The sequence below is a fragment of the Pseudomonas sp. NPDC047961 genome (assembly GCF_050272435.1).
Taxonomy (GTDB): domain Bacteria; phylum Pseudomonadota; class Gammaproteobacteria; order Pseudomonadales; family Pseudomonadaceae; genus Stutzerimonas.
Map to the genome: position 1 here is coordinate 885,544 of NZ_JBNNMD010000001.1, position 26,249 is coordinate 911,792.

The 26,249-nt window shown below is 62.1% G+C and carries 23 protein-coding genes; 12 read left to right on the forward strand and 11 right to left on the reverse strand.

Annotated features, from left to right (window positions below):
- Nucleotides 1-34 precede the first annotated feature (34 nt).
- Genes ACQKIK_RS04205 through ACQKIK_RS04245 form a run of 9 tightly spaced genes read right to left on the reverse strand, consistent with a single transcriptional unit; the run spans nucleotide 35 to nucleotide 8,607 of the window.
- On the reverse strand, nucleotides 35-1,090 hold the full coding sequence (locus tag ACQKIK_RS04205; protein ID WP_216706960.1) for a protein-glutamate methylesterase/protein-glutamine glutaminase: 1,056 nt from the start codon (nucleotides 1,088-1,090) through the stop codon (nucleotides 35-37).
- A complete protein-coding gene (locus ACQKIK_RS04210) occupies nucleotides 1,087-1,566 on the reverse strand; it encodes a chemotaxis protein CheD (protein WP_045429638.1) in 480 nt (159 codons plus the stop codon). Before ACQKIK_RS04210 ends, ACQKIK_RS04205 begins: the two co-directional genes overlap by 4 nt.
- A complete protein-coding gene (locus tag ACQKIK_RS04215; RefSeq protein WP_045429640.1) occupies nucleotides 1,563-2,369 on the reverse strand; it encodes a CheR family methyltransferase in 807 nt (268 codons plus the stop codon). The genes ACQKIK_RS04210 and ACQKIK_RS04215 overlap by 4 nt, the downstream gene beginning before the upstream one ends.
- Before the next feature lie 2 nt (nucleotides 2,370-2,371).
- A complete protein-coding gene (locus ACQKIK_RS04220) occupies nucleotides 2,372-2,887 on the reverse strand; it encodes a chemotaxis protein CheW (RefSeq protein ID WP_045429642.1) in 516 nt (171 codons plus the stop codon).
- A gap of 10 nt (nucleotides 2,888-2,897) precedes the next feature.
- Nucleotides 2,898-4,547: a methyl-accepting chemotaxis protein gene (locus ACQKIK_RS04225; protein ID WP_241530367.1), complete on the reverse strand. Its 1,650-nt coding sequence runs from the start codon at nucleotides 4,545-4,547 to the stop codon at nucleotides 2,898-2,900.
- Nucleotides 4,548-4,559: 12 nt separating this feature from the next.
- Nucleotides 4,560-6,785, reverse strand: coding sequence for a chemotaxis protein CheA (locus tag ACQKIK_RS04230; RefSeq protein ID WP_241530366.1), 2,226 nt, complete (start codon nucleotides 6,783-6,785; stop codon nucleotides 4,560-4,562).
- 12 nt (nucleotides 6,786-6,797) lie between these two features.
- A complete protein-coding gene (locus tag ACQKIK_RS04235) occupies nucleotides 6,798-7,121 on the reverse strand; it encodes an STAS domain-containing protein (protein ID WP_241530365.1) in 324 nt (107 codons plus the stop codon).
- 1 nt (nucleotide 7,122) lies between these two features.
- A complete protein-coding gene (locus tag ACQKIK_RS04240; RefSeq protein ID WP_021205875.1) occupies nucleotides 7,123-7,488 on the reverse strand; it encodes a response regulator in 366 nt (121 codons plus the stop codon).
- 21 nt (nucleotides 7,489-7,509) lie between these two features.
- A complete protein-coding gene (locus ACQKIK_RS04245; protein WP_499134864.1) occupies nucleotides 7,510-8,607 on the reverse strand; it encodes a methyl-accepting chemotaxis protein in 1,098 nt (365 codons plus the stop codon).
- 286 nt (nucleotides 8,608-8,893) lie between these two features.
- Between ACQKIK_RS04245 and ACQKIK_RS04250 the strand changes: the two genes are divergently transcribed.
- The 6 genes from ACQKIK_RS04250 to ACQKIK_RS04275 all read left to right on the forward strand — a co-directional run bounded on the left by ACQKIK_RS04250 (nucleotide 8,894) and on the right by ACQKIK_RS04275 (nucleotide 15,790).
- Complete coding sequence (locus ACQKIK_RS04250) at nucleotides 8,894-10,255, forward strand: PAS domain-containing sensor histidine kinase (RefSeq protein ID WP_177327083.1); 1,362 nt, start codon at nucleotides 8,894-8,896, stop codon at nucleotides 10,253-10,255.
- Entirely contained in the window at nucleotides 10,252-10,902 is a 651-nt protein-coding gene (locus tag ACQKIK_RS04255) for a response regulator (RefSeq protein WP_045429649.1), read from the forward strand. The genes ACQKIK_RS04250 and ACQKIK_RS04255 overlap by 4 nt, the downstream gene beginning before the upstream one ends.
- A gap of 1,293 nt (nucleotides 10,903-12,195) precedes the next feature.
- Complete coding sequence (locus ACQKIK_RS04260) at nucleotides 12,196-12,690, forward strand: DUF2726 domain-containing protein (RefSeq protein WP_499135194.1); 495 nt, start codon at nucleotides 12,196-12,198, stop codon at nucleotides 12,688-12,690.
- Between the two features lie 134 nt (nucleotides 12,691-12,824).
- Nucleotides 12,825-13,847 (forward strand): DUF5924 family protein, encoded by a 1,023-nt coding sequence (locus ACQKIK_RS04265; protein ID WP_499134867.1) that lies wholly within the window; start codon nucleotides 12,825-12,827, stop codon nucleotides 13,845-13,847.
- Between the two features lie 63 nt (nucleotides 13,848-13,910).
- A complete protein-coding gene (locus ACQKIK_RS04270; RefSeq protein WP_045429653.1) occupies nucleotides 13,911-14,438 on the forward strand; it encodes an MgtC/SapB family protein in 528 nt (175 codons plus the stop codon).
- 32 nt (nucleotides 14,439-14,470) lie between these two features.
- Entirely contained in the window at nucleotides 14,471-15,790 is a 1,320-nt protein-coding gene (locus ACQKIK_RS04275) for a PQQ-dependent sugar dehydrogenase (RefSeq protein ID WP_499134869.1), read from the forward strand.
- A 47-nt stretch (nucleotides 15,791-15,837) separates the two neighbouring features.
- On the opposite strand, the gene sfsA is transcribed toward ACQKIK_RS04275, so the two are convergent.
- Nucleotides 15,838-16,545 carry a DNA/RNA nuclease SfsA gene (sfsA, locus tag ACQKIK_RS04280; protein WP_499134871.1) on the reverse strand — a complete coding sequence of 236 codons (708 nt, stop codon included), beginning with the start codon at nucleotides 16,543-16,545 and terminating at the stop codon, nucleotides 15,838-15,840.
- The gene (locus ACQKIK_RS04285; RefSeq protein ID WP_499134873.1) at nucleotides 16,545-17,717 is read right to left on the reverse strand and encodes a pyridoxal phosphate-dependent aminotransferase; all 1,173 of its coding nucleotides are present in this window, start codon (nucleotides 17,715-17,717) and stop codon (nucleotides 16,545-16,547) included. Before ACQKIK_RS04285 ends, sfsA begins: the two co-directional genes overlap by 1 nt.
- A 192-nt stretch (nucleotides 17,718-17,909) precedes the next feature.
- Between ACQKIK_RS04285 and dksA the strand changes: the two genes are divergently transcribed.
- The 6 genes from dksA to ACQKIK_RS04315 all read left to right on the forward strand — a co-directional run bounded on the left by dksA (nucleotide 17,910) and on the right by ACQKIK_RS04315 (nucleotide 26,249).
- Complete coding sequence (dksA, locus tag ACQKIK_RS04290; RefSeq protein WP_019342101.1) at nucleotides 17,910-18,353, forward strand: RNA polymerase-binding protein DksA; 444 nt, start codon at nucleotides 17,910-17,912, stop codon at nucleotides 18,351-18,353.
- Nucleotides 18,354-18,445: 92 nt separating this feature from the next.
- Nucleotides 18,446-19,336: a tRNA glutamyl-Q(34) synthetase GluQRS gene (gluQRS, locus tag ACQKIK_RS04295; RefSeq protein WP_241530360.1), complete on the forward strand. Its 891-nt coding sequence runs from the start codon at nucleotides 18,446-18,448 to the stop codon at nucleotides 19,334-19,336.
- Between the two features lie 120 nt (nucleotides 19,337-19,456).
- Nucleotides 19,457-19,633, forward strand: coding sequence for a hypothetical protein (locus tag ACQKIK_RS04300; RefSeq protein WP_003095129.1), 177 nt, complete (start codon nucleotides 19,457-19,459; stop codon nucleotides 19,631-19,633).
- Nucleotides 19,617-22,571, forward strand: coding sequence for a sensor histidine kinase (locus ACQKIK_RS04305; protein ID WP_241530359.1), 2,955 nt, complete (start codon nucleotides 19,617-19,619; stop codon nucleotides 22,569-22,571). The genes ACQKIK_RS04300 and ACQKIK_RS04305 overlap by 17 nt, the downstream gene beginning before the upstream one ends.
- Before the next feature lie 201 nt (nucleotides 22,572-22,772).
- Nucleotides 22,773-24,194, forward strand: a complete 1,422-nt coding sequence (locus tag ACQKIK_RS04310; protein ID WP_046162816.1) for a sigma-54-dependent transcriptional regulator — start codon at nucleotides 22,773-22,775, stop codon at nucleotides 24,192-24,194.
- Nucleotides 24,195-24,851: 657 nt separating this feature from the next.
- Complete coding sequence (locus ACQKIK_RS04315) at nucleotides 24,852-26,249, forward strand: polynucleotide adenylyltransferase PcnB (RefSeq protein ID WP_499134879.1); 1,398 nt, start codon at nucleotides 24,852-24,854, stop codon at nucleotides 26,247-26,249.

A 26,249-nucleotide genomic window follows, 5' to 3' on the forward strand; every position in this document is an offset into this window, starting at 1 on the left:
CACACAGCGGAGTACCCGCCAAGCGCAGCCGCCGTCATGCAAGCGGTGCGCGTGCATATTCGGTGATCAGGCGAGGCAAGTTTTCCAGCGACTCGGTGCACTGCGCCGCACCCAGCTGCAAGGCCTCCTTGGGCATTCCGAAAACGACACAGCTGGCTTCGTCCTGGGCCACTGTGCGGGCGCCGGCTTCGCGCATGGCCAGCAGTCCACGGGCGCCGTCGTCGCCCATGCCGGTCATGATCACACCCAGCGCGTTATGCCCGGCATGTCGGGCGACAGAGCGAAACAGCACGTCCACTGACGGCTTGTGCCGGTTGACTGGAGGCCCGTCGAGCACCTCGACGAAATACTGCGCGCCGCTGCGTTTCAGCTGCATGTGCTTGCCGCCGGGTGCCACTAGCGCCAGCCCGGAGCGCACGCGATCCAGATGGCGGGCCTCACGCACCTCGATCTGACAGAGGCTGTCGAGACGCTGAGCGAAGGCGGCAGTGAATTTTTCCGGCATGTGCTGGACGATCACGATGCCCGGCGAATCGACGCGCAGCTGTTTAAGCACCAGTTCCAGTGCCTGGGTGCCGCCAGTGGACGTACCCAGGGCAACGACCCTGTCGGTGGTGGTCAGGGCGTTGCTGGTCGGCTCCGCCGGGCGCGCCGGTGCCGCTACCGTCGCGGTGCGTGCAGCCACCACCCGTGGACGGGTCGCGGCGGCCTGCTGGATTTGTTTAATCAGGTCGCTGGAGAGCTGCAGCAGACTGTCTTTAAGACCGAGTCGCGCCTTGGTGAAAACGCCAACGGCGCCCGCTGCAAACGCTTCGAGCGTGATGGCCGCGCCCGCCTCGGTCAGGGTCGAACAGATGATGGTCGGTGTCGGCCGCTCGGCCATCAGCTTACGCAGAAAGGTGATGCCGTCCATGCGCGGCATTTCGACGTCGAGCACCAGCACATCGGGCCAGTTGCGCTGCATCTTCTCCAGCGCGAACAGTGGGTCGGCCGCCTGTCCAATCACCTCGATATTCGGATGGCTTTCCAGACAGGCCGACAAGACCTGCCGCACCAGTGCTGAGTCATCGACGATAAACACCTTGATCATGCGGTGCCCTCCAGCAGGTTGGCCGTGGTGAACGACTGACAGCTCAGGCGTCCGTCTCGGCCATCGACTGACAATCGTCGATAACCCAAGCCACCGAGCTGCTCATCGTCGACGCGCCAACCGAGCAAGGCGAACTGCTCACGGGCGAACGCGATATTCATCAGCCCGATCTGCAGGCTGTTGCGCCGGCCTGGCTGCAAGCAGGTGCCGCCACCATAGAGCCCTTTGCGGTATTCCTCCGGCGCGGTGCGGTGGCTAACCATGTCGCGCTGCAGCCGCGCGAACACCGCTTCGCCGGTGCGCGTGTCATCCTGGTCGGAGGCGCTGCGGGGCACGACGAAATGGCTTACGGCAAGCAGGCGACACCGCGGATGCCACAGGGTAACGGCGACACACGAGCCAAGCAGCGTGGCCACCGGCTCCTGAAGCGGACCGAACAAGTACTCGCCAGGCATGAGAAAACGAGGCGCGGTCATAGGCGCTCGAATACCGAAGAAGCGACGCTGCGCAGCGGCAGTCCGAACCCATGCAGGCTTTCCGCATGGCCGATAAACAGCAAGCCGCCGACGCGCAGGCGTTCGATCAGGCGGGCAACGATGGCTCGCTTGTCCTCGGCGCTGAAATAAATGAGCACGTTGCGCAGGAAGATCACATCGAAGCGGCCGATGTCTTCAGGCAACGGCCGCATCAGGTTCAGTTCGCGAAAGCGCACCCGCTCCCGCAACTCCTGACCGAAGCGAAAGGCGCCCTCGTGCTCACCGATACCGCGCAGGCAGTGGCGCTTGAGCCAGCCAGGCGGAAAGTTGCTCGCCTCGTCCAGCGGATAGATCGCAGCCTCGGCCTTTTCCAGCACCGTGCGGCTGAGGTCGCTGCCAAGGATCGACCACTCCGCCGGCCCATGCTCGGCCAGCACCATGCCCAGGGTGTAGGGTTCTTCACCCGACGAACAGGCGGCGCTCCAGATGCGCAACGGCTCGCGCCGGCCGTCCAGCCAACGGGCCAGGAACTGGAAATGCTGCGGCTCACGAAAGAAGTAGGTTTCATTGGTGGTCAGCAGGTCGATCACCAAGCGTTGCTCGGCCTGCTTCGTCGGATCCTTGAGCAGCAACAGGTAGTCGCGGTAGCTGCTCAGGTTCAGAGCCCGCAACCGGCGCATCAGGCGGCCTGCCACCAACGGCCGCTTGCTGTCGCTCAGATGAATACCCGACGCCTCGACCATCAGCTGCTGCAGGAACCGGAACTCCTGCTCGCCCAGCACCGGCAGGCTCGACGTCGGCATGCTCAGCTCGCCTGCGCCATCGCCTGGCTGATCTGCAGGATGTCGTCCAGCGACAACACCTTGCGCACGTCCAGAATGATGGTGAAACCCCGCTCGTCGCGCGCCATGCCGGCAATGAATTCTGTCCGAATCCCAGCGCCGAACCCTGGTGCGGGCTCGACGTCGGCAGCCTGGATATCCAGCACGGCGTCGACCGCATCGACCACCAGGCCGATGCGCTGCAGCGCATCGTTCAGGTCCAGCTCGATGATCACAATGCAGGTCCGCTTGCTCGGCACCGTGCGCTCCATACCGAAGCGTGCGGCTAGGTCCAGCACCGGCACCACGTTGCCACGCAGGTTGATCACGCCGTGAATGCATGCCGGCATCATCGGCACGCCGGTGATCTGCCCGTACTCGATGATTTCGCGTACCAGCTCAATCGGCAACGCGTAGCGTGCCTGGCGCACCCGGAACGACAGGTGCTGGATATCAGCCGGCGCGGTGCTGGCGGCACCGCTTACCTGTGGAAAATTCATCTGCGCCCCCTTATGTGAAGCTGACGAACTGACTGTCATCAGCCATGGCGGTCGGCTTGCGGATGCTGCGCACCGAGCGGTTGCCGCTGGGCTTGACGCTGGGTGCCTGTGGCTGGCGACCGAGGCCCTGAGCGACCCCATCGCGCGCATCGAGGCGGAAGAAGCCGATCAGCTCCAGCAGTTGCGAGGCCTGGGCGTTCATCTCCTCGGAGGTGGCAGCCAGCTCTTCGGACGCCGAGGCGTTTTGCTGGGTGATCTGGTTCATCTGCCCCATGGCGATATTGATCTGGCCCGCGCCAGTGCTCTGCTCCTGGGATGCCGCGGTGATTTCCTGCACCAGGTCCGAAGTCCTCTGGATGTTCGGCACTATATCGTCGAGCAGGCGACCGGCCTGCTCGGCCAGCTGCACGCTGCTGCCGGCCACGCCACCAATCTCCTGCGCGGCCACCTGGCTGCGCTCGGCCAGCTTGCGCACTTCCGCGGCGACCACCGCGAAGCCTTTGCCATGATCACCGGCCCGCGCCGCCTCGATAGCCGCGTTGAGCGCCAGCAGGTTCGTCTGGTAAGCGATGTCATCGATGATGCCGATCTTGTCCGCGATCTGCTTCATCGCAACGACCATATCGCGCACTGCCCGGCCACCGGCTACGGCGTCATTGGCGGCCTTGCCGGCAATGCTGTCGGTGATCTTGGCGCTTTCGGTGTTCTGCGCGATGGATGCGGACATCTGCTCCACCGACGCGGTGGTCTGCTCGACGCCCGCCGCCTGCTCGCTAGCCGCCTGACTGAGCGATTGCGAGGTGGCACTGACTTCCTCCGAAGCCGAGGACAGGGAATCGGCAGCGCTGCGCACATCGCCCATCACGCTACGCAGCCGCTCGGCCATGTTCTTCATGGCGTTGAGCAACTGGCCCGTCTCGTCCTTGCTGTTCACTTCCACCTGCACACTGAGGTCGCCAGCCGCAAGCGCATCGGCAACCGACACGGCGCGGTTGAGCGGCCGGGTAATGCTGCGTGTGACCAGAATGCCGATGCCGAAGCCCAGCAAGGCCGCGATGATCACCAAGCCGATCATCTGGGTCCGCGAGCTAAGATAGATGCTCGTGATTTGTTCATTGGCTTCCTTAGCATTGGCGACCTTACGCTCAACCAGGGCAGTCAGCAGATCGTCGGCCTTGTTTCCGGTCTCACGCAGTTGCGGCAGCATCACGGTCAGCTCGTCGGCCGGGCGCACCTCGCTGGAGGCTTCGCGCAGCTTTAGGGCCTGCTCGACGGTCCGCACGTAGGCGGCCATCGGCTCACTGAGCGACTCGAACTGGGCGATGCCTTCGGGCGTCACGAAGCTGGTGCGGGTGAGCTCGATGTGCTCGTACATCTTGCTGATCGCGTCCCGGGTCAGTTTGATGGAAGAGTCACGCTCCTCCAGGCTGGTGGCCAGCAGGCTCGAACGCAGACCACGTCCAACATAGATCAGCTGCACATTGGCCGACTGGATGTTGTTCAGCGAGATCAACTCGCGGTCATACATCTGGTCGGACAACTCGCTGACGTGTTCAAGGTTACGTATACCCAGCATGCCCACGGTAATGGTCAGTGCCACCACTATCAGGAAACCCGCGATCAGACGCGTCCCTATCTTGAAGTTACCGAATACGTTCATGGTTGTTTCTCCTTACTGGCCTGCGAGGTCCTGGCGGGATTGGCTGATGCGCTGGGCAGCAGGATTCGCGTCGACGTGGTTTTGCAGGTAACGGAACAGGCTGGGGATATCCAGGATCAGGGCTACTTGCCCGGTTCCCAGGATGGTGGAGCCACCAATGCCTTGCAGGTGCTGGAACAGCTGCCCGAGCGGCTTGATGACGGTTTGCAGTTCACCGTGAAGGTGATCGACGATCAGCCCGGCCTGTTGCCGGCCCTGGCTGACGACAATGATGTTGCGGCGTTTGGCGTGACTTTCCGCCAGGTTGAAGTGGGCGGCCAGGGACAGACAGGGCAGCGGCTTGCCGCGCAGATTGAGGTAGCCGTAGGCGCCTGAACTGAGTTGCTCGGCGTCCATCTCCAGACACTCGGTGACCATGTCCAGCGGGATGACGAAATAGTCGTCGCCAAGGCTGACGAGGAATCCATCGATGATCGCCAGCGTGAGCGGCAGGCGGATGCGGAAGGTGCAGCCCAGGCCTTCACGGGAATCGATCTCTATGGTGCCGCGCAACGCATCGATAGCGCTGCGCACCACATCCAGCCCCACGCCTCGTCCCGACAGGTCGGACACGCTCTCGGCGGTGGAGAACCCGGCGGCGAATATGAGCGCCTGGATGTCCTGTTCGGGCAGGTTTGATGCGGCATCGATCAGGCCGCGCGCGATCGCTTTCTCACGGATACGCGCGGTGTTGAGGCCGCGCCCATCGTCGCCGACTTCGATCACGATCATGCCCGACTCGTGATAGGCGTTCAGGCGCAGGTGGCCTTCGACCGGTTTACCCGCGGCGACGCGGCCTTCTGCTGACTCGATACCGTGGTCGATGGCGTTGCGCACCAGGTGCGTCAGGGGGTCGGCCAGCTTGTCGATGACTGCCTTGTCGAGCTCGGTGTCCGCGCCACGGATATCCAGACGAATATCCTTGCCCAGTTGCTGGCTGACATCGCGCACCACGCGCTGGAAGCGGTTGAAGGTGTCGCCGATCTCGATCATGCGCAGCTTCAGTGCGGCTTCACGGATCAGCTCGACGTGCTGGTTGACGGTCTGGGTGCTCTCGATGCAATTGGCATCGCCATGCGAGCGCGCACGCAGCTGGGCACCGGCCGCGCTGATGACCAGCTCACCGACCAGGTTGATCAGTTCGTCCAGCTTGTTTGCAGCCACACGGATTTGGCTGTTTTCCTGGCTGCGCTTTTCACGGGCAACCTGTTGCTTGGCCAGGGCGGCGTTCACCGCCTGGGGGGCGACGATGCCTTCATTCACCAGCACCGTGCCCAGCGGCGACTTGACCTCGACCGTTTCCGCGGCCTGCAGCGCCAGGCCTTCTTCAAGTTCGCGCTCGGTCAACAGGCCACTGGCGACCAGGATCCGGCCGATTTGTGCATCAGTTTCGGGCAGGTCACGGATCAGCTGCAGATAGTCCTCGAGCTCGCTGGTCGGCGGCAGGATGCGCAGGGTGCAGAAGTCCTCTATGAATTCGAAAACTTCCTCGATCTCGCCCTTGCTGGCCGGCGTGCACAGCGCGATTTCGAGGCCGAGGTAACAGGTCTCCGGCTGCAGTTCGGCCAGCGAGGGCAACGATTGACTGATTGTCTGTAGATGCAGGATGTCGCCCAGGCGGCTCAGAAAGCGGACGAACGAACTGGGTTCGAAGCCGTTTCTCAGCAGATCGGCGTGAAAGCGCAACGAGATGTGCCAGGCGCCATCGGCGTCGCAGCTGGCGCAGCGTTCCAGCCCCCCGCGGCTGTTGCAGCTGTCGGGCAGCATCACGACCGGGATCTGCAGCGCCTGGGGCGCAGCGTTGATGCAGCTGGCGAGCTCGGCAAGCAGCGGCTGGTGGCGGCTGTCGTCGACCAGCAGCTCGCCCTTGTCGGTATCGATCAGCTCGATCATCGCGCTGATTTCATCCAGGCAGCGCAGCATCAGCGAGATCAGTTCTGGCGACAGGCTCTGCGCACCGTCACGTACCGCCATGAGCAGGTTTTCCAGGTGATGGGTAAAGCCCACCAGCGGCGCGAGCGAAAACAGGCCCGCCGAGCCCTTGAGCGTGTGCATTGCGCGGAACAGCCCGTTGATCGACTGTTCATCGGTGGGGCACTCGTCAAGCAGCAGCAGGTACTCTTCAGCCTGCTTGGCCAGATCGCGGGCCTCCTCGACAAAGCTCAGCAACAGCTGGCTCCATTGTTCGCCATCAAGCATCACGGTTTCCTTTCAGCGATGAGCCAGTAGGACGTCGGGGTACAGCGTTTCAAGGCGCAACAGCTCGAGCACCTCGGTCACCGCGGCGGCCGGTCCCTGCACCTTCAAACTGCCGCCGGCCGCCTCGAAATAACGCTGGGTCGCGAGCAGCAGCTGCGCCCCGGCGGTGTCGAGTTCTTCGAGCGCCTCGAGGTCGAGCAGGCAGGGGGTTGCCTCAGGCTTTGCCAGCATGCTCAGCAAGGTCGCATGCGCCTCGCCGACCTCGTAGATGGTCAGGCTGCCGGACAGGCGAAGCCGGGCCGGCTCCACGCTGCGGTCGTAAGTGAGTTCGAGCATGTCAGCCGACCAGCTTGTCGACAGCTGTCAGCAGTTGCTGCGGCTGGAACGGCTTGACGATCCAGGCCTTGGCACCGGCGGCCTGGCCCTCGGCCTTCTTGCCCTGCTCGCTTTCGGTGGTGAGCATGACGATGGGCGTGAAGCGGTAGGCCGCATTGGCCTTGACCGCCTTCACCAGGCCGATGCCATCGAGGTTCGGCATGTTCACGTCACTGATGATCAGGTTGATCTTCTGCCCGTTGAGCTTGGTCAGCGCGTCCTTGCCATCGACGGCCTCAATGACCTGATGACCCGCGCCGGTGAGGGTCATCTTCACCAACTGGCGCATGGAGAGCGAGTCGTCGACGATGAGAATGGTCTTGGCCATGTGGTGATGCTCCTTGTTGAATCAGAAAAAGGTCACGTCGTCGGCAGCGCTCTTGCTACGGGTCTTGCCGTGGCGCTCCTCGTCGGTGGTGAAGTGCTGGTGCAGCTCGCGCAGCCAGCGCTGCGGGTCGCTCACGCTGTTGTCGCCGGCACGCACGGCCTGATCGAGACGCTGCATGTCATGTTGCAGGTGGTCGAGCATCTGGTCGGTGCGGTCCTGGAACTGCAGGCTGACCACGATTTCCTCGATCGTCGCCTGGGTGACGCGGGTTTCCTGCTGCAGCTGCAACGAGGTGACCGAGAGTTCATTGAGGCTCTGCCCCAGCCCCTGCATGACGTCACCCGCCACGCTGTCGAGGTAGCTCAGGTTGTCGCGCTCGCTGGTGGTCAGTTCGTCTGCCGCGGTCACAGTGGCGCGGATCGCCTGGTTGATTTCGCTGACCTTGTTGCCCATCTGCTGGCCGGTCTCGGCCGACAGCGTCGACAGCTTGCGCACCTCGTCGGCGACCACCGAGAAACCACGGCCATAGTCCCCGGCCCGGGCCGCCTCAATGGCGGCGTTGAGCGCGAGCAGGTTGGTCTGGCTGGCGATGTCCTGCACGTGCTTGGCCATCGACTGCAGCTCAGCCGCGTAGCCGTTGAGGTCGGAAATGGTGCCCAGCAGTTCGGCCTTGCGGCCGCTGGCGGCGTGGAACGCCGAGGTCACTTCATTGAGGCGGTTCTGCGCCTGGCGCAGGCTGCTGGCCATGCCATCGCCGCCGATCACATTGTCCGAATTGCTCAGGGTCTGGCTGAGGCGAGCCGACAATCCAGCGAAGTGCTCGAACAGTTGGCGCACGCTGTTTTGCTGGATGTCGCGCACCTGCCCCAGGTTCTTGCCCCAGGTCGGCAAAACGGCGTTGAGCAGCGGCTCGACGGCCGGTACGGCAACCGGCGGCGCGGTGACTGGTTCGGGGGTGGCCGGCCCACGCGAGGCGCGAGGCTTCAGGAACACCGCAGCGGCGACGCAAATGGCGCTGCCCGTACCGACGATCCAGAACGAGCCCAGGGCAAGACCGGCGAGCCCGATGGCAATTCCAATCCAGAGTACGGGGTAGGCAAACACGGTACGGCCTCGCATGACAGAGTCGAATGGTCGTCACGATAGGGAGCCGGCAGAGACCGCGATATCAGGCTAAACCCTAGGCGGCTCTAGGGTGTCCTAAGGTGTGAAAGCGCTAAAGTTTTCCCCGCCGCTGCCGGGGCTGCATGGGCCGCCTCGCGTCATCCATCGGGCTGCAAGGTTGCGGGGGCCGGCGCGCGGACTAGGCTAGATAGAGCGCTCGCGCAGAAACAGCTACCCCTGGCGGTGCCGCACGCAGCGGCACCCACCGACCGCAGGTAACGGTTCTTAGATGACGGAGCGTGTGTCAAACATTACAGATCGCCTGGGTTCGCCCCACTCACTGTTGCGCTGGATGCCCTGGGCAATCGCCGCGCTGCATGCGGGGCTCATGCTCCTGGGCGGGCTCTGGATCGGGACACGGCCATCGATGCCCATCGGCTGGAGTCTGCTGGCGGTGCTGCTGTCGTCAGCGCTGGTGTGGCTGGCCATCCAGGTCATGCTCCGCTCGATGCGGGCGCAACAGTCAGCCGCCAGCGAAGGCGTAATCGCCCGCGCCACGCACGTCGCCCCATCGCCGCCAGCCGAACCGACCGGCACCTATCCGCCGCGCATTTACGAACGGGTGGTCGCCAGCCTACCCGACGGCGTGGTGATCATTCGCAGCGGACAGGTCCGCTTTTGCAATGCGGCGGCGGGCAGCCTGTTCGATCCGTCAGGCGAGGCGCCATCGGTCACAGGTGAATGGCAGCCCTACGTTGCCCCAGACCTGCGAGCACGCGAAGCCGAGCGGCTGGACCGCCTGCAGTGTGGCGTGATCGGCCCGCTGTGCTTTCGACACGTCACCCTGCTGCGCGCCGACGGCGCCCCGTTCCAGGCCGAAGTAAGCGAGCTGCTACTGGAAAACGACGGATACCACGACGTGCTCTTGCTGCTGCGTGACATCAGCGAGTCGGAGCGGATGCAGCGCGAGCTGGAGCAGGCCAACCAGCGCCTCCAACATCTGTCGCAGCGGCTGATGGAGGTCCAGGAGAACCAGCGCCGCCAGCTCGCACGTGACCTGCACGACGACATCGGCCAGCAACTCACAGCCCTCAAGCTGCACCTGCAACGGCTGTGCGGGTCGCTGGCGCATGAACCGGTGTTGGCCAGGCTCGCCGCCCAGCTCAGCGATGCTGCCGACGAAGCGCTGGACAAGGTGCGCAGCCTGTCGCTGGCGCTGCATCCGCTGCAACTCGAGACGCTCGGTCTGCAGGCCGCCGTCCACTGGCACCTGTCGCGTTTCCTCGAAGCTGCGCATACCCGCTGGTCGCTTAAGCTTGATGGCGAAACGGTCGGCCTATCTCCTGACATCGCGCTGGTTGCGTTCCGCATCATCCAGGAAGCGGTAAACAACGTCGCCCGCCATGCCCATGCCAGCCGCGTGGAGGTCCATATCCGCCGTACGGTCAACCTTCTTCAGGTCGAAGTCATTGATGACGGCGTAGGCTTCGACTTTCGAGCGGCTCGTGCACGCGCTCTAAGTCTGGGCCTGACCAGCATGGAAGAGCGCGTCGCTGCATTGAGCGGAGAACTGAACATAGCAAGCCTCAGCGGGGTCGGCACACGGGTAACCGTGAGCTTGCCGATAGCAGCCCCATCCCCGCACCACGGAGTAGATGCATGAAACGGGTAGCACTGATTGACGATCATGGACTGGTCAGAGCAGGCCTGCGGGCGCTGGTGCAAGACCAGCCGGGATACGAGGTGGTAGCCGAGGGAGCCGACGGCAGCGAGGTTCACACCATCCTCACCGAACTCAAGCCTGACATCCTGTTACTGGATATCAGCATGAAACACATGAGCGGCCTGGATGCCCTGCGTCAGTGGCGCACCGAATTCCCTAATGTGCAGTTCCTGATTCTGTCGATGCACACCACGCCCGACTATGTCCTGCAGGCGCTGCGCCTGGGTGCCAGCGGTTACCTACTCAAAGACGCCGCCGCGCAGGAGCTGGAGCTGGCATTGAGGGCGCTGTCGCGCAACGAGTCGTACCTCAGCCCCGGTATCGCGCAGACAGTCATCCAGTCGGCAGTGATCGAAGGCGGCCAGCGCGAGCAGCCTGGCGCTCCGTCGCTGACGCCACGCCAGGTTGAAATCCTGCGGCTGATCGTGCGCGGCGTTTCGACGCGTGATATCGCCAGCGGCCTGGGCCTGAGCGTAAAGACGGTGGATGCGCACCGGGCGCAGATCATGGATCGTCTCAAACTGCGTGATGTGCCCTCGCTGGTGCTGTATGCGCTGCGCAAAGGCCTTGTCAGTACGGACGACTGAAGGATTGTCGGCCGCTTCACTCGCCAAGACTTCCAATTAGAGCGCCAGCTCAGCCCCAGCTGATCATTTTACGACCAGCCAGCTACACCCCAGTCGTAGCGCGCCCTGGCGCTTCGTTTCCCCACGTTATCCACAGAGAGCCCCACAGTAATACTGGACAATAATCGGCTGCGCTCCCAGCTCTCAACACGCAGTCGCTGTCAAGCAAACTATTCCGCGTAACAACCACTTAACGCTTCTCAGGCGTTAGCTGATCAGTTCTTGATCAGCGCCCGCAACGCCAGTGATACCGCCTGTTTGCGAAGGTCACTAATAGGTTATGCACAGAAGCTTGCACAGACTAAGGGGATAAGTTCTGCACGAGGCCTATCGAAGCGATCAATAAAAGCTAAAGGGCATGCCGTCGGGAAGCGACTAGGCTTGTTTTAAATAACGAGGAGTCGCCCATGCCCAGTCTTGAGATGATCCAGAGCTTGTTTGCCAACTACGCCTTAGGGATCAATGGTGTCTGCATTGGCGAGCGCTGCTGACGTTTTGGCCGTAGGGAATCCTGGCGTTCGCCGGACACGTTTCGCGGCGCCAGTATCACTGGCTGTATTTCCAATGGACGGCATCACGCACCAGCCGCAGCGGACGGAGTTTCGGAATCGCGCAACAGGGCCTGAAGGAGCGCGCAGTGTCCCGGCGTATTCCAGCAACGCGAACCACGGCAGCCGCAGGTCCCCTTGCTGAACGAACTGCAGCCCAGCTCCGCGACGCGCGGGGCAATCCACCCTCACCTGCAGTGTGCTATTGGCCGATTGTGCGCCGTACCGCTGTATGAAAAACGACCGATCAGCTACAGCCTAGGTGCGGCGGCGTTTCGGCAGCGTTCACCTTCCTTTATCCACAGCACTCTCCACAGCAATCGGGGATAAGTCCGAACCTCGCGTTATGCATACGGACGAACACCCGCAAATGGGCCTGTTTTGAGATTGCAAAAACCGCTTAGCTGTGTTTTTTCACCTGTAGCGGCGGCCTGATCAAAAGTTGACCAAGCGACGGAAAGCGGTGCAGCTTGTGGCGCTGCGCTGTTGACCCCAAGGTTATCCACAGAACACTTAACAGATATATGGGATAACTATCTGCGAGCGTTCCAGGCGACGCTCGGATCGCTGAACGGTGTTTGCGGTGTAACGAACTTCACCGGGGTCGCCTCCTCCAATAGTTACATTCGCCGTACCGGAGCTCTTCCATGCCGTCATGGCTCGCTTCTGCAAGCTCGCCTCCGTCAGTGCCGGAGGCCGCTCGATGATGAGTTTCCTGGCTCTGGTGCTAGTGGCATTCGTCTGCTTTGCGCTGGTCTTTTTTATCAAGCAGCGTCAGTACAACCACCCGGCGCTGCGCATGCCCTACCGACTACAAGAGCCGTTTTTTCAGCCGAGCGAGCAGGAATTGCTGGCCCTGTTGCAGCAGGCCGTGGGTGAGCGCTTCCTGATTCTATGCAAGGTGCGTGTCGCCGATGTGGTTGAAGTCACAGCGGTTCCGCGGCGTGCGCCCTGGTATCAGGCGGTCAACCGCATCTCCGCGGCACGGTTCGATTTCCTATTGTGCGACCCGCTGACGTTGACGCCCTGTTGCGCCATCGAAATGGAGCAGCCTGACGAGGCCAACGCGTTCGTCGATGAGCTCTGCCAGACCATCGATCTACCACTGATCCGCCTGACACCGGAGACCGCCCGCGCCTATGATCGCTTGTGTGCCGCCATTGATCAGGCAATCCCTCCGATCTCCCACGGCTCGGCATAGTCAGCCGCTGCGATGCCTGAACGGCAGCCCGGGAACTCAAGCACAATAGCCTGCCTACAGAACAACGATGAGCCCCTCGCTCATTCCGCGTCTGCCTCGTATCAACCGGAGACACCCCTCACTGTGAAGTCGTCATGTCGTTGAAGACCCGCTTCTTGAGCCTGTTCGAGCTGGCCTCGCGGCTGATTCGCCGCTACCCCGGCACGGTTGCACTCTTTGGTTTCTGTTCGGGCCTGGCCAGTTTTGTGCTGGTCGAGCGCCACGCCGGGCTGGCCAAGGTCATCGCCGCCTTGATGCTGTTCAGCTGGCTCTGGCTGATGCTGGAGAAAAGCCTACGCGCCGGTCTGGAACGCCGCTTCGGCTGGAAGGTGCCGCCGCCTTTGCTGCGCTATGTGACGCAAATGGTCCACCAGGAAAGCCTGTTCTTCATCATCCCGTTCTTTTTCATCACCACGACCTGGAACAGTGGCCAGGCCGCGTTCACCGTGATGCTGGGCTTGGCAGCGCTGGTCTCGCTGGTCGATCCGCTCTATTACAAGTGGCTCGCGCCGCGACGCTGGGTCTATCTGGCATTTCATGCGCTGACATTATTTGCCGTTCTACTCACTGCGCTACCGATCATCTTTCACCTGTCGACACCGCAAAGTTACCTCTGGGCATTGGGCATCGCCGTGGTACTCGCACTGCCGAGCCTCAGCGGATTGTTTGCATCGTGGAACTGGAGAAGCGTGCTGGGGGTGCTGGCGCTCGCTGCCATGGTCGGGCTGGCCGGTTGGGTGGGACGCACCTGGGTGCCGCCGGCAACGCTCTGGCTGACGGATGTCGCAGTGACCACGACCCTCGATGATGCCTCGCGCAAGCCTGGCAGTCGTCTGCGTGAAATCTCCAGCCAACAGCTGCACAGCAATGGCCTCTACGCATTTACCGCAATCAACGCACCGCGCGGCCTGAAAGAACGCATCTACCATGAATGGATGCACAACGGTAAGCGGGTCGACCGCATCCCGCTGGACATCAGCGGTGGCCGGGAGGCCGGCTATCGTGCCTGGACCCACAAGCGCAACTTTCCAAAGCAGGCCGAAGGTAAATGGCGCGTGCGGGTGATGACCGAGGCAGGGCAGATGATCGGCATGCTGCGCTTCGAGGTCGTGGAATGAACCGCTGAAGCCAGGCGGTACTCGAACGGCAAAGCACGTCCGCTAAGCCCAAGGGAGGAATGCATGGAATGGTGGGATATCCTGAGCCGCACCGTCGCCTCGGAATTTTCCGACATCCCCGACTTCGAGCATGCGATTCGCGTCTCCGTACGGCTGGTCCTGGCCGCGTTTTTGGGTGGCGTGCTCGGCTACGAACGTGAATACAAGGGCAAGGCCGCCGGCCTGCGCACCCATATGCTGGTATCGCTGGGTGCCGCCCTCTTCGTTCTGGTGCCACTGGAAGCGGGGATGCCGATCGAAGACTTGTCTAGGGTCATGCAAGGCATCATCACTGGCATTGGCTTTCTTGGCGCCGGCACAATTCTGAAGGGCAGTTCGGTGGAGGACGTCAAAGGCCTTACCACGGCGGCAGGAATCTGGCTGACCGCGGCAATCGGCGTCGCCACGGGGCTGGGTCATGAGTCCACCGCAGTGATGACGACGGCCTTCGCATTGGTCATCTTTCTGCTGATGCCTCGCCTGGAACAACATGCAGCGCATAGATCGGCCAGTACCCACAAGAGGGGGCGTGATCAGGACAATGCCCCATGAGTCCAGCTGCGATCATCACACAGGAGTAGACCATGCCTAGCCGTTACGCTTACCTGACAACCGGGGCGCTTATGCTTGGCCTGGCCGGCTGCGGCGACACTGCAACACTGCCAGTCGAAGCTGGCTACGGCCCGGCCCCGGCGCTGCCCGAGCCGAACAAGTCGCTGATCCCGACCGTCAACATCGCCGAGGCCACCGGGTGGCCCGCGGATCGCTCGCCGCAAGCGGCTCCCGGCCTGCAAGTCCAGGCGTTCGCTGGCAACCTCGATCATCCGCGCTGGCTCTATGTGCTGCCCAATGGTGACGTGCTCGTGGCCGAAAGCAATGCGCCCGCGAAGCCGGACGACGGCCAGGGCATTCGTGGCTGGATCATGAAAAAGGTCATGGCGCGGGCGGGCTCCGGCGGCAAGAGCGCCAACCGCATCACGCTGCTGCGTGACAGTGATGGTGATGGCACGCTGGAGGACCGCTCGGTATTCCTCGAAGGTTTGAACTCGCCGTTCGGCATGGCACTCATTGGCGATCAGCTTTACGTCGCCAACACCGATGCACTGGTGCGCTTCCCCTACAAGCAAGGTGCGACCAGGATCGACGCGGCGGGTGAGAAAGTGGTCGACCTTCCAGCCGGGCCGATCAACCACCATTGGACCAAGAACGTCATCGCTAGCCCCGATGGATCACGGCTGTACGTCACCAGCGGCTCCAACAGCAACGTGGGTGAAAACGGCATGGAGGCCGAGGAAAACCGCGCGGCCATTCTTGAGATTGACCCGTACGATAAGACGATGCGGTTGTTCGCCTCTGGCCTGCGCAACCCCAATGGTCTGGCCTGGCAACCAGACAGCGGCGAGCTGTGGACCACCGTCAACGAGCGCGACGAAATCGGTAGCGATCTGGTGCCCGATTACATGACATCGGTACAAGACGGCGGTTTCTACGGCTGGCCCTACAGCTATTACGGTCAGCACGTCGACGAGCGGGTCAAGCCACCGCGCCCGGATCTGGTGGCCAAAGCCATCATGCCCGACTACGCACTTGGCGCACACACGGCGTCGCTCGGACTGGCCTTCTATGAAGGCTCGCTGCTGCCCGAGCGCTACCGTCACGGCGCGTTCATCGGCCAGCATGGCTCCTGGAACCGCAAGCCACGCAGTGGCTACAAAGTGGTTTTCGTACCCTTCAAGGATGGCAAGCCGGACGGCACAGCCGAAGACGTGCTGACCGGCTTTCTCAACGAGGATGAGCAGGCCATGGGTCGCCCGGTGGGCGTCGCAGTGGACAAGGCCGGCGCGCTATTGGTGGCCGATGACGTCGGGAACGTGATCTGGCGGATCACACCCAGCGGCCAATGAAGGGATAGGATCGCGACCGGGGCCCAAGCCGGTCGCTACAGGTCTGCTTACAGAATGACCGGCAAGGGACGCACCAGCCGGATTTCTTTCGGCGACAGTTCGACGCCATAGGCCAGCACTTCGACGCCCGCCTCCACTGCATCCTGCAGCGCGGCGGCGTAGCGCGGGTCGATCTCGCCAGCAGGGCGCACGGCCTCGATTCCAGTGAGGTTGACGCAATACAGTTGTACCGCCCGTACGCCCTGACGGGCCAGCACCGCGAGTTCGCGCAAATGGCGAGCGCCGCGGTCCGTCACCGCATCGGGAAAGGCCGCAACAGCCGTATCAGCGAAGCCCAGGGTCACGCTTTTGACTTCGACGAATGCGGGTCCTGCGGGATAGTCCAGGCGGAAATCCACGCGGCTGTTCTCAATGCCGTACGCCACCTCACGCTTGAGCGCGGTGAAGCCGTTCAATTCCCCGATCACTCCGGCCAGCAGGGCTTCCTCGACCAGTCGATTGGCCCGTGCCGTGTTGACGCAGGCCAGCCGCCCTTGCGGGGTTTCAACCAGTTCCCAGGTGCCCGGCAGCTTGCGCTTGGGATCGCTGTTGCGCTGAAACCAGACGCGCGCGCCCTCGCCCATGCAATTGAGCATCGAGCCGGTATTCGGACAGTGGATGCACAGGTGCTCGCCGGCGTCGGTAACGACATCGGCGAGGAATCGCTTGTAGCGCCGGACCAGCCGACCCTGCTCCAGAGGCGTTGTGAACTGCATCAGCCTTTCCAGCTCCGCAGGCCACGCGCAATGCGCTCAACCGCCTGCTCCAGCCGGGGCAAATCCTGCGTATAGGCGAAACGCACATGGTGACCGGCCTGATGCCGCCCGAAATCCAACCCCGGCGTGATGGCGACGAACTCGGTTTCCAGCATGTGCTGGCAGAACGTATAAGCATCACCGCCGATGGCGCTGATATCGGCGTAGAGATAGAAAGCCCCTTCCGGCTCCACCGCAATGCCGAAGCCCAACTCGCGCAATGCGGGCAGCAGAAAATCACGGCGCTTGGCAAATTCGCCGCGGCGCGCTTCGAGAATTTCCAGGGTGGCCGGCTCGAAGCAGGCCAGTGCGGCATGCTGGGCCATGGTCGGCGCACTGATGTAGAGGTTCTGCGCCAGCTTTTCCAGCTCGCTGACAGCCTGAGGTGGCGCGACCAGCCAGCCGAGACGCCAGCCGGTCATACCGAAGTACTTGGAGAAGCTGTTGAGCACGAACGCCGAGTCGTCGACTTCCAACACACTGGCCGCATCGGTGCCATAGGTGAGGCCGTGGTAGATCTCGTCCACCACCAGATGCCCGCCGCGGCTTTTCAACGCAGCGGACAGGCCCGCCAGATCGTCCCGTGTCAGCAAGGTACCGGTGGGATTGGCCGGCGAAGCCACCAGGGCGCCCACGCTGTCCTTGTCCCAGTAACGCTCGACCAGATCGGCCGTCAGCTGATAACGCACATCCGGACCGACCGGCACCAGCTGCGCGGCAGCTTCGATCAGGCGCAGGAAGTGTCGGTTGCAGGGATAACCCGGGTCGGCCAACAACCAGTGCTTGCCTGGGTCGACCAGTAAACTGCTGGCCAGTAGCAGCGCACCGGACCCGCCGGGAGTAATCAGCACGCGTTCGGGGTCAATAGACAGTTGATAGCGCTGCTTGTAGAAACCGGCAATCGCCTCGCGCAGCTGCGGCAGCCCTCGGGCAGCGGTGTAGCGGGTATGACCAGCCGCGAGGGCAGCCTGACCGGCCGCGACAATGGGCTCGGCGGTGGTGAAGTCCGGCTCTCCGATCTCCAGGTGAATGACATCATGTCCAGACGCCTGCAATTGGTTGGCCCGGGCCAGCAATGCCATGACGTGAAAGGGTTCGATTGCACGGCTACGCGCGCTATATGACGAGGTCATCTGACCTTCCTGACGAGTACAAAACGTGAATTCTACCGAAGGTCCCCCTGACACCGCAGCCACCGTGATATTCGGGAGTAGCGCACCCCGATACGATCTGGTAAGTTCGCCCGCTTGCAGCCGCAGGGCCGGCACGGGCCGGCAGAGGGATTCACTATCCTGCGCAATGGACATAGCGAGAGGCGTTCATCCATGCCCATTACTAAAACGACACCCAGCAACCAACTGATCCGCGCCTTCGTTCCCTATAAGGAGTCCAAGGGCGAGGAATACATGAGCGACAACATGCGCGCTCACTTCACCGGCATCCTCAATAAGTGGAAGCTGGAGCTGATGGAGGAAGTCGACCGTACCGTGCATCACATGCAGGACGAAGCGGCCAACTTCCCCGATCCGGCCGATCGCGCCAGCCAGGAAGAAGAATTCAGCCTGGAACTACGCGCCCGTGATCGCGAGCGCAAGTTGATCAAGAAGATCGACGAGACGCTGCAGCTGATCGAAGACAACGAGTATGGCTGGTGTGATTCCTGCGGCGTCGAGATCGGCATTCGCCGTCTGGAAGCCCGTCCGACCGCTACGCTGTGCATCGACTGCAAGACGCTGGCGGAGATCAAGGAAAAGCAGATCGGTTCCTGATCCCGAACGGGGCGCTACGGCGCCCCGCTTCATTTTCGGCCTCCCGCGCCTTTGCTTCACCCCGCCTCGACGCCCCTTACCCGAGCCGGCCCATGTCCACACCCTCTCCCTATATAGGTCGCTTCGCGCCGACCCCCAGCGGCTATCTGCACTTCGGCTCGTTGATCGCTGCCCTCGCCTCCTATCTCGATGCCCGCGCCGTTGGCGGCCGTTGGCTGTTGCGCATGGAAGACCTCGATCCGCCGCGAGAAATGCCGGGGGCGCAGACCTCGATTCTGCAGGCATTGGAAGCCTACGGTTTCCAGTGGGATGGCCAGATGGTCCGCCAAAGCGAACGGCTCGACGTCTATAACGAGGTGATCGATCGCCTCAGGCAGGACGGCCATGCCTATGCCTGTACCTGCTCGCGCAAGCAATTGCAGGCGTTTGCCGGACTCTATCCAGGGTTCTGCCGTGAAGCCGCCCGCGACACCACTGACGCCGCCATCCGCCTGCGCGTGCCGGATCGGAACTACAGTTTCAGCGATCGCGTCCAGGGCCAGTACAGCCAGGACTTGGCCCGCGAAGTGGGCGACTTCGTTATCCGCCGCAGAGACGGGCTGATTGCTTATCAGCTGGCGGTGGTGCTCGATGATGCCTGGCAGGGCGTGACCGATGTCGTCCGCGGTGCCGATCTGCTCGACTCGACCCCGCGGCAACTCTTTCTGCAGGACCTGCTTGGCCTGCCACACCCGCGCTACCTGCATGTCCCTCTGATCATTCAGCCCGACGGCCATAAACTGGGAAAACGTTACCGCTCACCGCCGCTGCAACCGGCTGAAGCCACACCACTGTTACTGCGTGCGCTGCGCGCGCTCGGCCAACCCACGCCGGGCGAGCTGAGCGACGCCCTGCCCGACGAGGTGCTGACTTGGGCGACAGCCCACTGGAATGCTGAGCGCATCCCGCGCTGTCGAACCCTGGCCGAGTCGCAGCTTCACTGAGGCGGCATCCGTGCCTCTTAATATGGGCAAAACCGACGCGAGACGCTCTTTTCCGCCAGCCTGTGGCTTGCCGCTTGCCGCTTCCTTTACCATCCGCCTACTTTCGACACGAGTTCCAGCATGTACATCTACCGACTGGTGCTGCTCCTGGTGGTGGGGATCTATCTGTTTTCCCCTGCAATCATGGACTGGTGGATCGACCCCAACGGCGCGTGGTACCGGCCTTATCTGTTGTGGCTGATCCTCATCGTGGTGACCTTCATCCTTCAGAGTCAACGCGATGCAGACGAGCTTTAGCCTCAGCCACCTGATTCTGATCAGTGTCGCCTATCTGCTGGTGCTGTTCGGGGTGGCCTGGATCAGCGAGCGAGGACTGATCCCGCGCTGGGTGATTCGGCACCCGCTCACCTACACCCTGTCCCTCGGCGTCTACGCCAGTGCCTGGGCGTTCTATGGCACGGTGGGTCTGGCCTATCAGTATGGGTACGGGTTCCTCGCCACCTACCTGGGCGTGTGCGGTGCGTTTCTGCTGGCGCCGGTCCTGCTCTATCCGATACTGCGTATCACCCGAACCTACCAGCTGGCCTCACTGGCGGATCTGTTCGCCTTCCGTTTCCGCAGCACCTGGAGCGGCGCGCTGACCACGGTGGTCATGCTGATTGGCATGCTTCCGCTACTCGCCTTGCAGATTCAGGCGGTCGCCGATGCCATCGGGATTCTCACCCTCGAGCCCCTGCAGGAACGGGTCGCGCTGGGTTATTGCGTGATGATCATGCTGTTCACCATTCTCTTCGGCGCCCGGCATATCGCCACACGGGAGAAGCACGAAGGGCTGGTCTTCGCCATCGCGTTCGAATCGGTGGTCAAGTTGCTGACCTTCGGCGCCATCGGTTTGTACGCGCTGTTTGTCGTGTTCGGTGGGCCGCATCAGCTGGAAATCTGGCTACTACAGAACCAGTCGGCGTTGCAGGCGTTGCATACGCCGCTGCAGGAAGGGCCCTGGCGCACCCTGCTGTTGGTGTTCTTCGCATCGGCGATTGTCATGCCGCACATGTATCACATGACCTTTACCGAAAACCTCAACCCGCGCGCGCTGGTCAGCGCCAGCTGGGGCCTGCCGCTGTATCTGCTGCTGATGAGCCTGGCCGTGCCGCTGATTCTCTGGGCCGGGCTCAAACTTGGCGTCAGCACCAACCCCGAATATTTCACCCTCGGCCTCGGTATTACGGCGCAGAGCGAGGCATTGACGCTGTTGGCCTTTGTCGGCGGGCTTTCGGCGTCCAGCGGTCTGATCATTGTCAGCACCCTGGCCCTGTCGGGTATGGCGCTCAACCATCTCGTGTTACCGCTCTACCAACCCCCTACCGAAGGCAACATCTATCGCTGGCTGAAATGGACCCGGCGCAGCCTGATCCTCGCCATCATCATGGCCGGCTACGGCTTCTATCTGATGCTGGGCGCCGAGCAGGACCTGTCAAACCTGGGCATTGTTGCCTTTGTGGCGACCCTGCAGTTCCTGCCCGGCGTGCTTTCAGTGCTCTATTGGCCGACCGCCAACCGTCGTGGCTACATCGTTGGGCTGCTCGCCGGTATTGCCGTCTGGGTTGTGACCATGCTGCTGCCGCTGGTCGGCAACCTCGATGGCTTCTACATCCCCCTGTTCAACGTGGTTTACGTGCTCGACGACACCAGCTGGCACCTAGCGGCGATCGCCTCGCTGGCGGTCAACGTGCTGGCGTTTTCGCTGTTATCGCTGTTCACCGAGACCAGCGCCGAGGAGCAAGCCGCAGCAGAAGCCTGCGCGGTGGAAAACGTGCGCCGACCTCAACGTCGTGAGCTGGCAGCCGCCTCGCCGCAGGAGTTCGCCACTCAGCTAGCCAAGCCGCTGGGCGCCAAGACTGCGCAGCGGGAGGTGGAACAGGCGCTGCGGGATCTGCAACTGCCCTTCGACGAGCATCGCCCCTATGCCTTGCGCCGGCTACGCGATCGTATTGAGGCAAACCTGTCTGGCCTGATGGGGCCGAGCGTCGCCCAGGACATCGTTGAGAATTTTCTCTCGTACAAGAACGGTGCAGACAGCTATGTGACCGAAGACATCCATTTCATCGAGAGTCGCCTGGAGGACTATCACTCACGCCTTACCGGCCTTGCTGCCGAACTCGATGCCCTGCGCCGTTACCACCGGCAGACCCTGCAGGAGCTGCCGATGGGCGTCTGCTCGCTGGCCAAGGACCAGGAAATCCTGATGTGGAACAAAGCCCTGGAAGAACTCACCGAAATTCCCGCGCTGCAGGTGGTGGGCTCTCGCCTGTCGACCATCGCCGAGCCCTGGCAGAGCCTGCTAAGCGATTTCACGCAGCAGCGCGAGGAGCACCTGCATAAACAACGCTTGCAGCTGGACGGCCATAGCCGCTGCCTGAACCTGCACAAGGCCGCGATCGCCGAACCGTTGGCGCCCGGCAGTAGCGGTTTGGTACTGCTGATCGAAGATCTCACCGAAACCCAACAGCTGGAGGACCGCCTCGTTCACTCCGAACGCCTGGCCAGCATTGGTCGGTTGGCGGCGGGAGTCGCCCACGAAATTGGCAACCCGATCACCGGCATCGCCTGCCTGGCGCAGAACCTGCGCGAGGAGCGCGAGGCAGACCCCGAGATCATCGAGATCAGCAACCAGATCGTCGAGCAGACCAAACGCGTCTCACGCATCGTCCAGTCGCTGATGAGCTTCGCCCATGCCGGCGGCAGACAACAGGACCGGTACCCCGTGAGTCTGGCCGAGGCGGCGCAAGATGCGATTGCCCTGCTCTCACTCAACCGGAGGGGAACCGAGGTGAGATTCTTCAACCTCTGCGACCCCGATCATCTGGCAGAAGGAGACCCGCAGCGCCTCGCTCAGGTGCTGATCAACCTGCTGTCCAACGCCCGCGACGCATCCGAGCCCGGCGGCGCGATCCGAGTACGCAGCGAAGTGTCCGAACAGACTGTCTATCTCATCGTCGAAGACGAAGGTAGCGGCATTCCGCAGGCGATTCAGGATCGGCTTTTCGAGCCGTTCTTCACCACCAAGGATCCAGGTGAAGGGACAGGGCTGGGCCTCGCACTGGTCTATTCGATCGTGGAAGAGCATTATGGGCAGATCAATATTGACAGCCCGGCCGACCCGGAAACCCAACGCGGCACGCGTTTCCGCATCACTTTGCCGCGTCATGTCGAGGCCACAGATTCCGGTGAATGACGAGGCACCGGCCGTTTTCTGCCAGGTCTCGACCATGGGCGGCCCAGCGTATAGCTGGCCCCGCCGCGTCCTGGATGAAGATGACACTGGCACCCCGCACCAAGCCGCAGCGCGGCAACTAGCACAGGTTCGGGAACGAGCCCTCTTTTGGCGCCGTTCCCACCACCGTGTAGCCGCCTTCAGACCGTCGAGAGAGTACTGATGTCCCATATTCTGATCGTCGAAGACGAAACCATTATCCGCTCCGCCCTGCGCCGACTGCTCGAGCGCAACCAGTACGAGGTGAGTGAAGCCGGCTCGGTGCAGGAGGCACAAGAGCGCTTCAGCATTCCCTCCTTTGATCTCATCGTCAGCGATCTGCGTCTGCCTGGCACGCCCGGCACCGAACTGATCAAGCTGGCCGAAGGCACTCCCGTGCTTATCATGACCAGCTACGCCAGCCTACGCTCGGCAGTGGACTCGATGAAAATGGGGGCAGTGGACTACATCGCCAAGCCCTTTGACCACGACGAGATGCTGCAGACCGTGGCGCGCATTCTTCATGATCGGCAGCAGGCCGCCTCGGCGCCGGCTGAGGCGTCGCGCAGCGCCACGCCCGTTGCCGGCAAGACAGACGACTCGATCAATGGTGAGATTGGCATCATCGGACGCTGCGGCCCGATGCAGGATTTGTTCGGCAAGATCCGCAAGGTCGCCCCAACCGACTCCAATGTGCTGATCCAAGGCGAATCGGGTACAGGTAAAGAGCTTGTTGCCCGCGCGCTGCATAACCTTTCCCGTCGCGCCAAGGCGCCGATGATTTCAGTCAACTGCGCCGCCATTCCGGAAAGCCTGATCGAATCCGAACTCTTCGGTCACGAGAAAGGGGCCTTTACCGGCGCCAGTGCCGGTCGCGCCGGCCTGGTCGAGGCCGCAGATGGTGGCACCCTGTTCCTCGACGAAATCGGTGAGCTGCCTCTGGAAGCACAGGCGCGGTTGTTACGCGTATTGCAGGAAGGCGAGATCCGGCGGGTAGGCTCTACCCAGTCGCAAAAAGTCGATGTGCGCCTGGTCGCCGCGACCCACCGTGACCTGAAAACGCTGGCCAAGAATGGGCAATTTCGTGAGGACCTCTACTACCGGCTGCATGTCATCGCCTTGAAACTGCCCCCCCTACGCGAGCGCGGCGCCGACGTGCTGGAAATCGCCAAGGCCTTCCTGGCGCGCCAGAGTGCGCGCATGGCCACCGAGGGGTTGCACTTCTCCCGAGAGGCCGAGCAGGCCGTACGGCAATACACCTGGCCGGGGAACGTGCGCGAACTGGAGAATGCCATCGAGCGGGCGGCGATTCTCAGTGAGAGCGAAGAAATCAGTGCTGAGCTGCTGGGTATCGACATCGAGCTCGACCCCCTCGACGAGGATTTTGATGAACCCGGTGCCCTTCTAGGTTCCGCTGTCTCGACCAGCAACGAGCCGACCGAGGATCTATCGCTGGAAGACTACTTTCAGCATTTCGTACTTGAGCACCAGGACCACATGACCGAGACCGAGCTGGCACGCAAGCTGGGCATCAGCCGCAAGTGCCTTTGGGAGCGTCGTCAGCGGCTCGGGATCCCACGACGCAAATCGGCCACGGCTGGGTAGTGAGCTGTTACCCCCACTACCAAGACGTAACAAAATGCGGGTTCATCGGTAACGAACGCTACAGACTCTTCGGACCAGAGCGACAATCAAAAAGATCAAACCATTGATTCTAAAGACTTTTCTAAAACTGGCACGGCGAATGCTTTATATCTGGCACAACAACAATAACAAGCAGACCCACAATAAGAACAAGACGTACCGGCTCTAGCAAAATAAAGACAATAAGGCAGAGGCGTAGCTAACTGATTCTTTTGGAGAGGAAATGCCAAATGGGGTTTTGCCCCGCGACCAGGCTGAGAACAACAAGAACTGCATAAGCAGCGCCTGAACTGGTTGGATCGAATGATCGATGGTAAATCAGCGACCAAAGAAATCCGTTTGCTCTTTGCTCCCAACGTAGGAGCGATTCCTGGATGCGATAGCTGAATGGAACGGGTGACCCAAACAAAAACAACACGCCCGAAATACTAATAACAACAAAGCACGCGACATCATTTAAAGGGGGAGCTTCGGCTCCCCCTAGTGCTTTCTGGCCTCGGCCGAGTTTTGACACCTCTCCGCGCTTCGTTCACCATCCCTGCTCCCGGTGCTAGAATCCACGCCTGTTTCGTGGCTATTCACGTCGCCACCTTGTCATTTCGCCACACAGTGCCTCTCATGCTGAAAAAGCTGTTCCAGTCTTTTCGTTTACCCCTGCGCCGACTCCCGCATCCTCGTCGCACCCCCGAAATACTGTCCAGCCGGCAGCATTCGCTGCACCGCAACGATCTCAGCCGGCACGCCGTCAGTGTCGTCGAGCGGCTCCAGCATGCCGGCTACGAGGCGTATGTCGTGGGTGGATGCGTCCGCGACCTGCTGCTCGATCTGGAGCCAAAGGACTACGACGTGGCTACCAGTGCCACGCCCGAGCAGGTGCGCGCCGAGTTTCGTAATGCACGTGTCATAGGTCGTCGCTTCAAGCTGGTTCACGTGCACTTCGGCCGCGAGATCATCGAGGTCGCAACCTTCCGCGCCAATCATCCCGAAGAAGAGGATGATGAACCCAACCACCTGGCTTCGCGCAACGAGAGCGGGCGGATTCTGCGTGACAACATCTATGGCACGCTAGAAGACGATGCGCAGCGTCGCGATTTCACAATTAACGCTCTGTACTACGATCCTTCCAGCGAGCGGATCCTCGACCACACCCACGGGGTTCACGACATTCGCAACAGGCTGATCCGCCTGATTGGCGACCCAGAGCAGCGGTACCAGGAAGATCCGGTACGCATGCTGAGAGCGGTCCGCTTCGCCGCCAAGCTGGACTTCGAGATCGAAAAGCATAGCGCCGAGCCGATTGCCGACCTGGCCGACCTGTTGAACGACGTGCCGTCTGCGCGCCTGTTCGACGAGATCATCAAGCTGTTCCTTAGCGGTAAAGCCGAACGCACCTTCGATTTGCTGGTTGAGTACGACCTGTTCGCACCGCTATTCCCGGCCAGCGCCGATGCGCTGGAAGACAACCCTGAGTATGCCGGTACGCTGATCCGCAACGCCCTGGCCAATACCGACCTGCGCATCGCCCAAGGCAAGCCCGTCACCCCGGCATTCCTGTTTGCGGCCCTGCTCTGGCCGGCCTTGCCGGCGCGCGTCGCCGAGGTCCAAGCGCGCGGCCTGCCGCCAATACCGGCGATGCAGGAAGCCGCGCATGACCTCATATGGGAACAGTGCCAGCGCACGGCCATTCCCAAGCGTTTCACCATGCCCATGCGCGAGATCTGGGACATGCAGGAACGCTTGCCACGCCGACAAGGACGTCGTGCAGACCAGCTACTGGAGAATCCACGCTTCCGCGCTGGCTACGATTTCCTGCTGTTGCGAGAGAGCGCCGGCGAGGAAACCGATGGTCTTGGCGAATGGTGGACCGACTACCAGGAAGCCAGCGACAGTGAGCGCCGTGACATGATCCGCGGCCTCAGTAGCAAAGACGAGGGTAACGGTGCGCCGCGCAAACGTCGCCGAAGCAACCGTCGCAAGCGGGGCCCGAACGAAAGCGCACCCGCATCAGCGGACTGA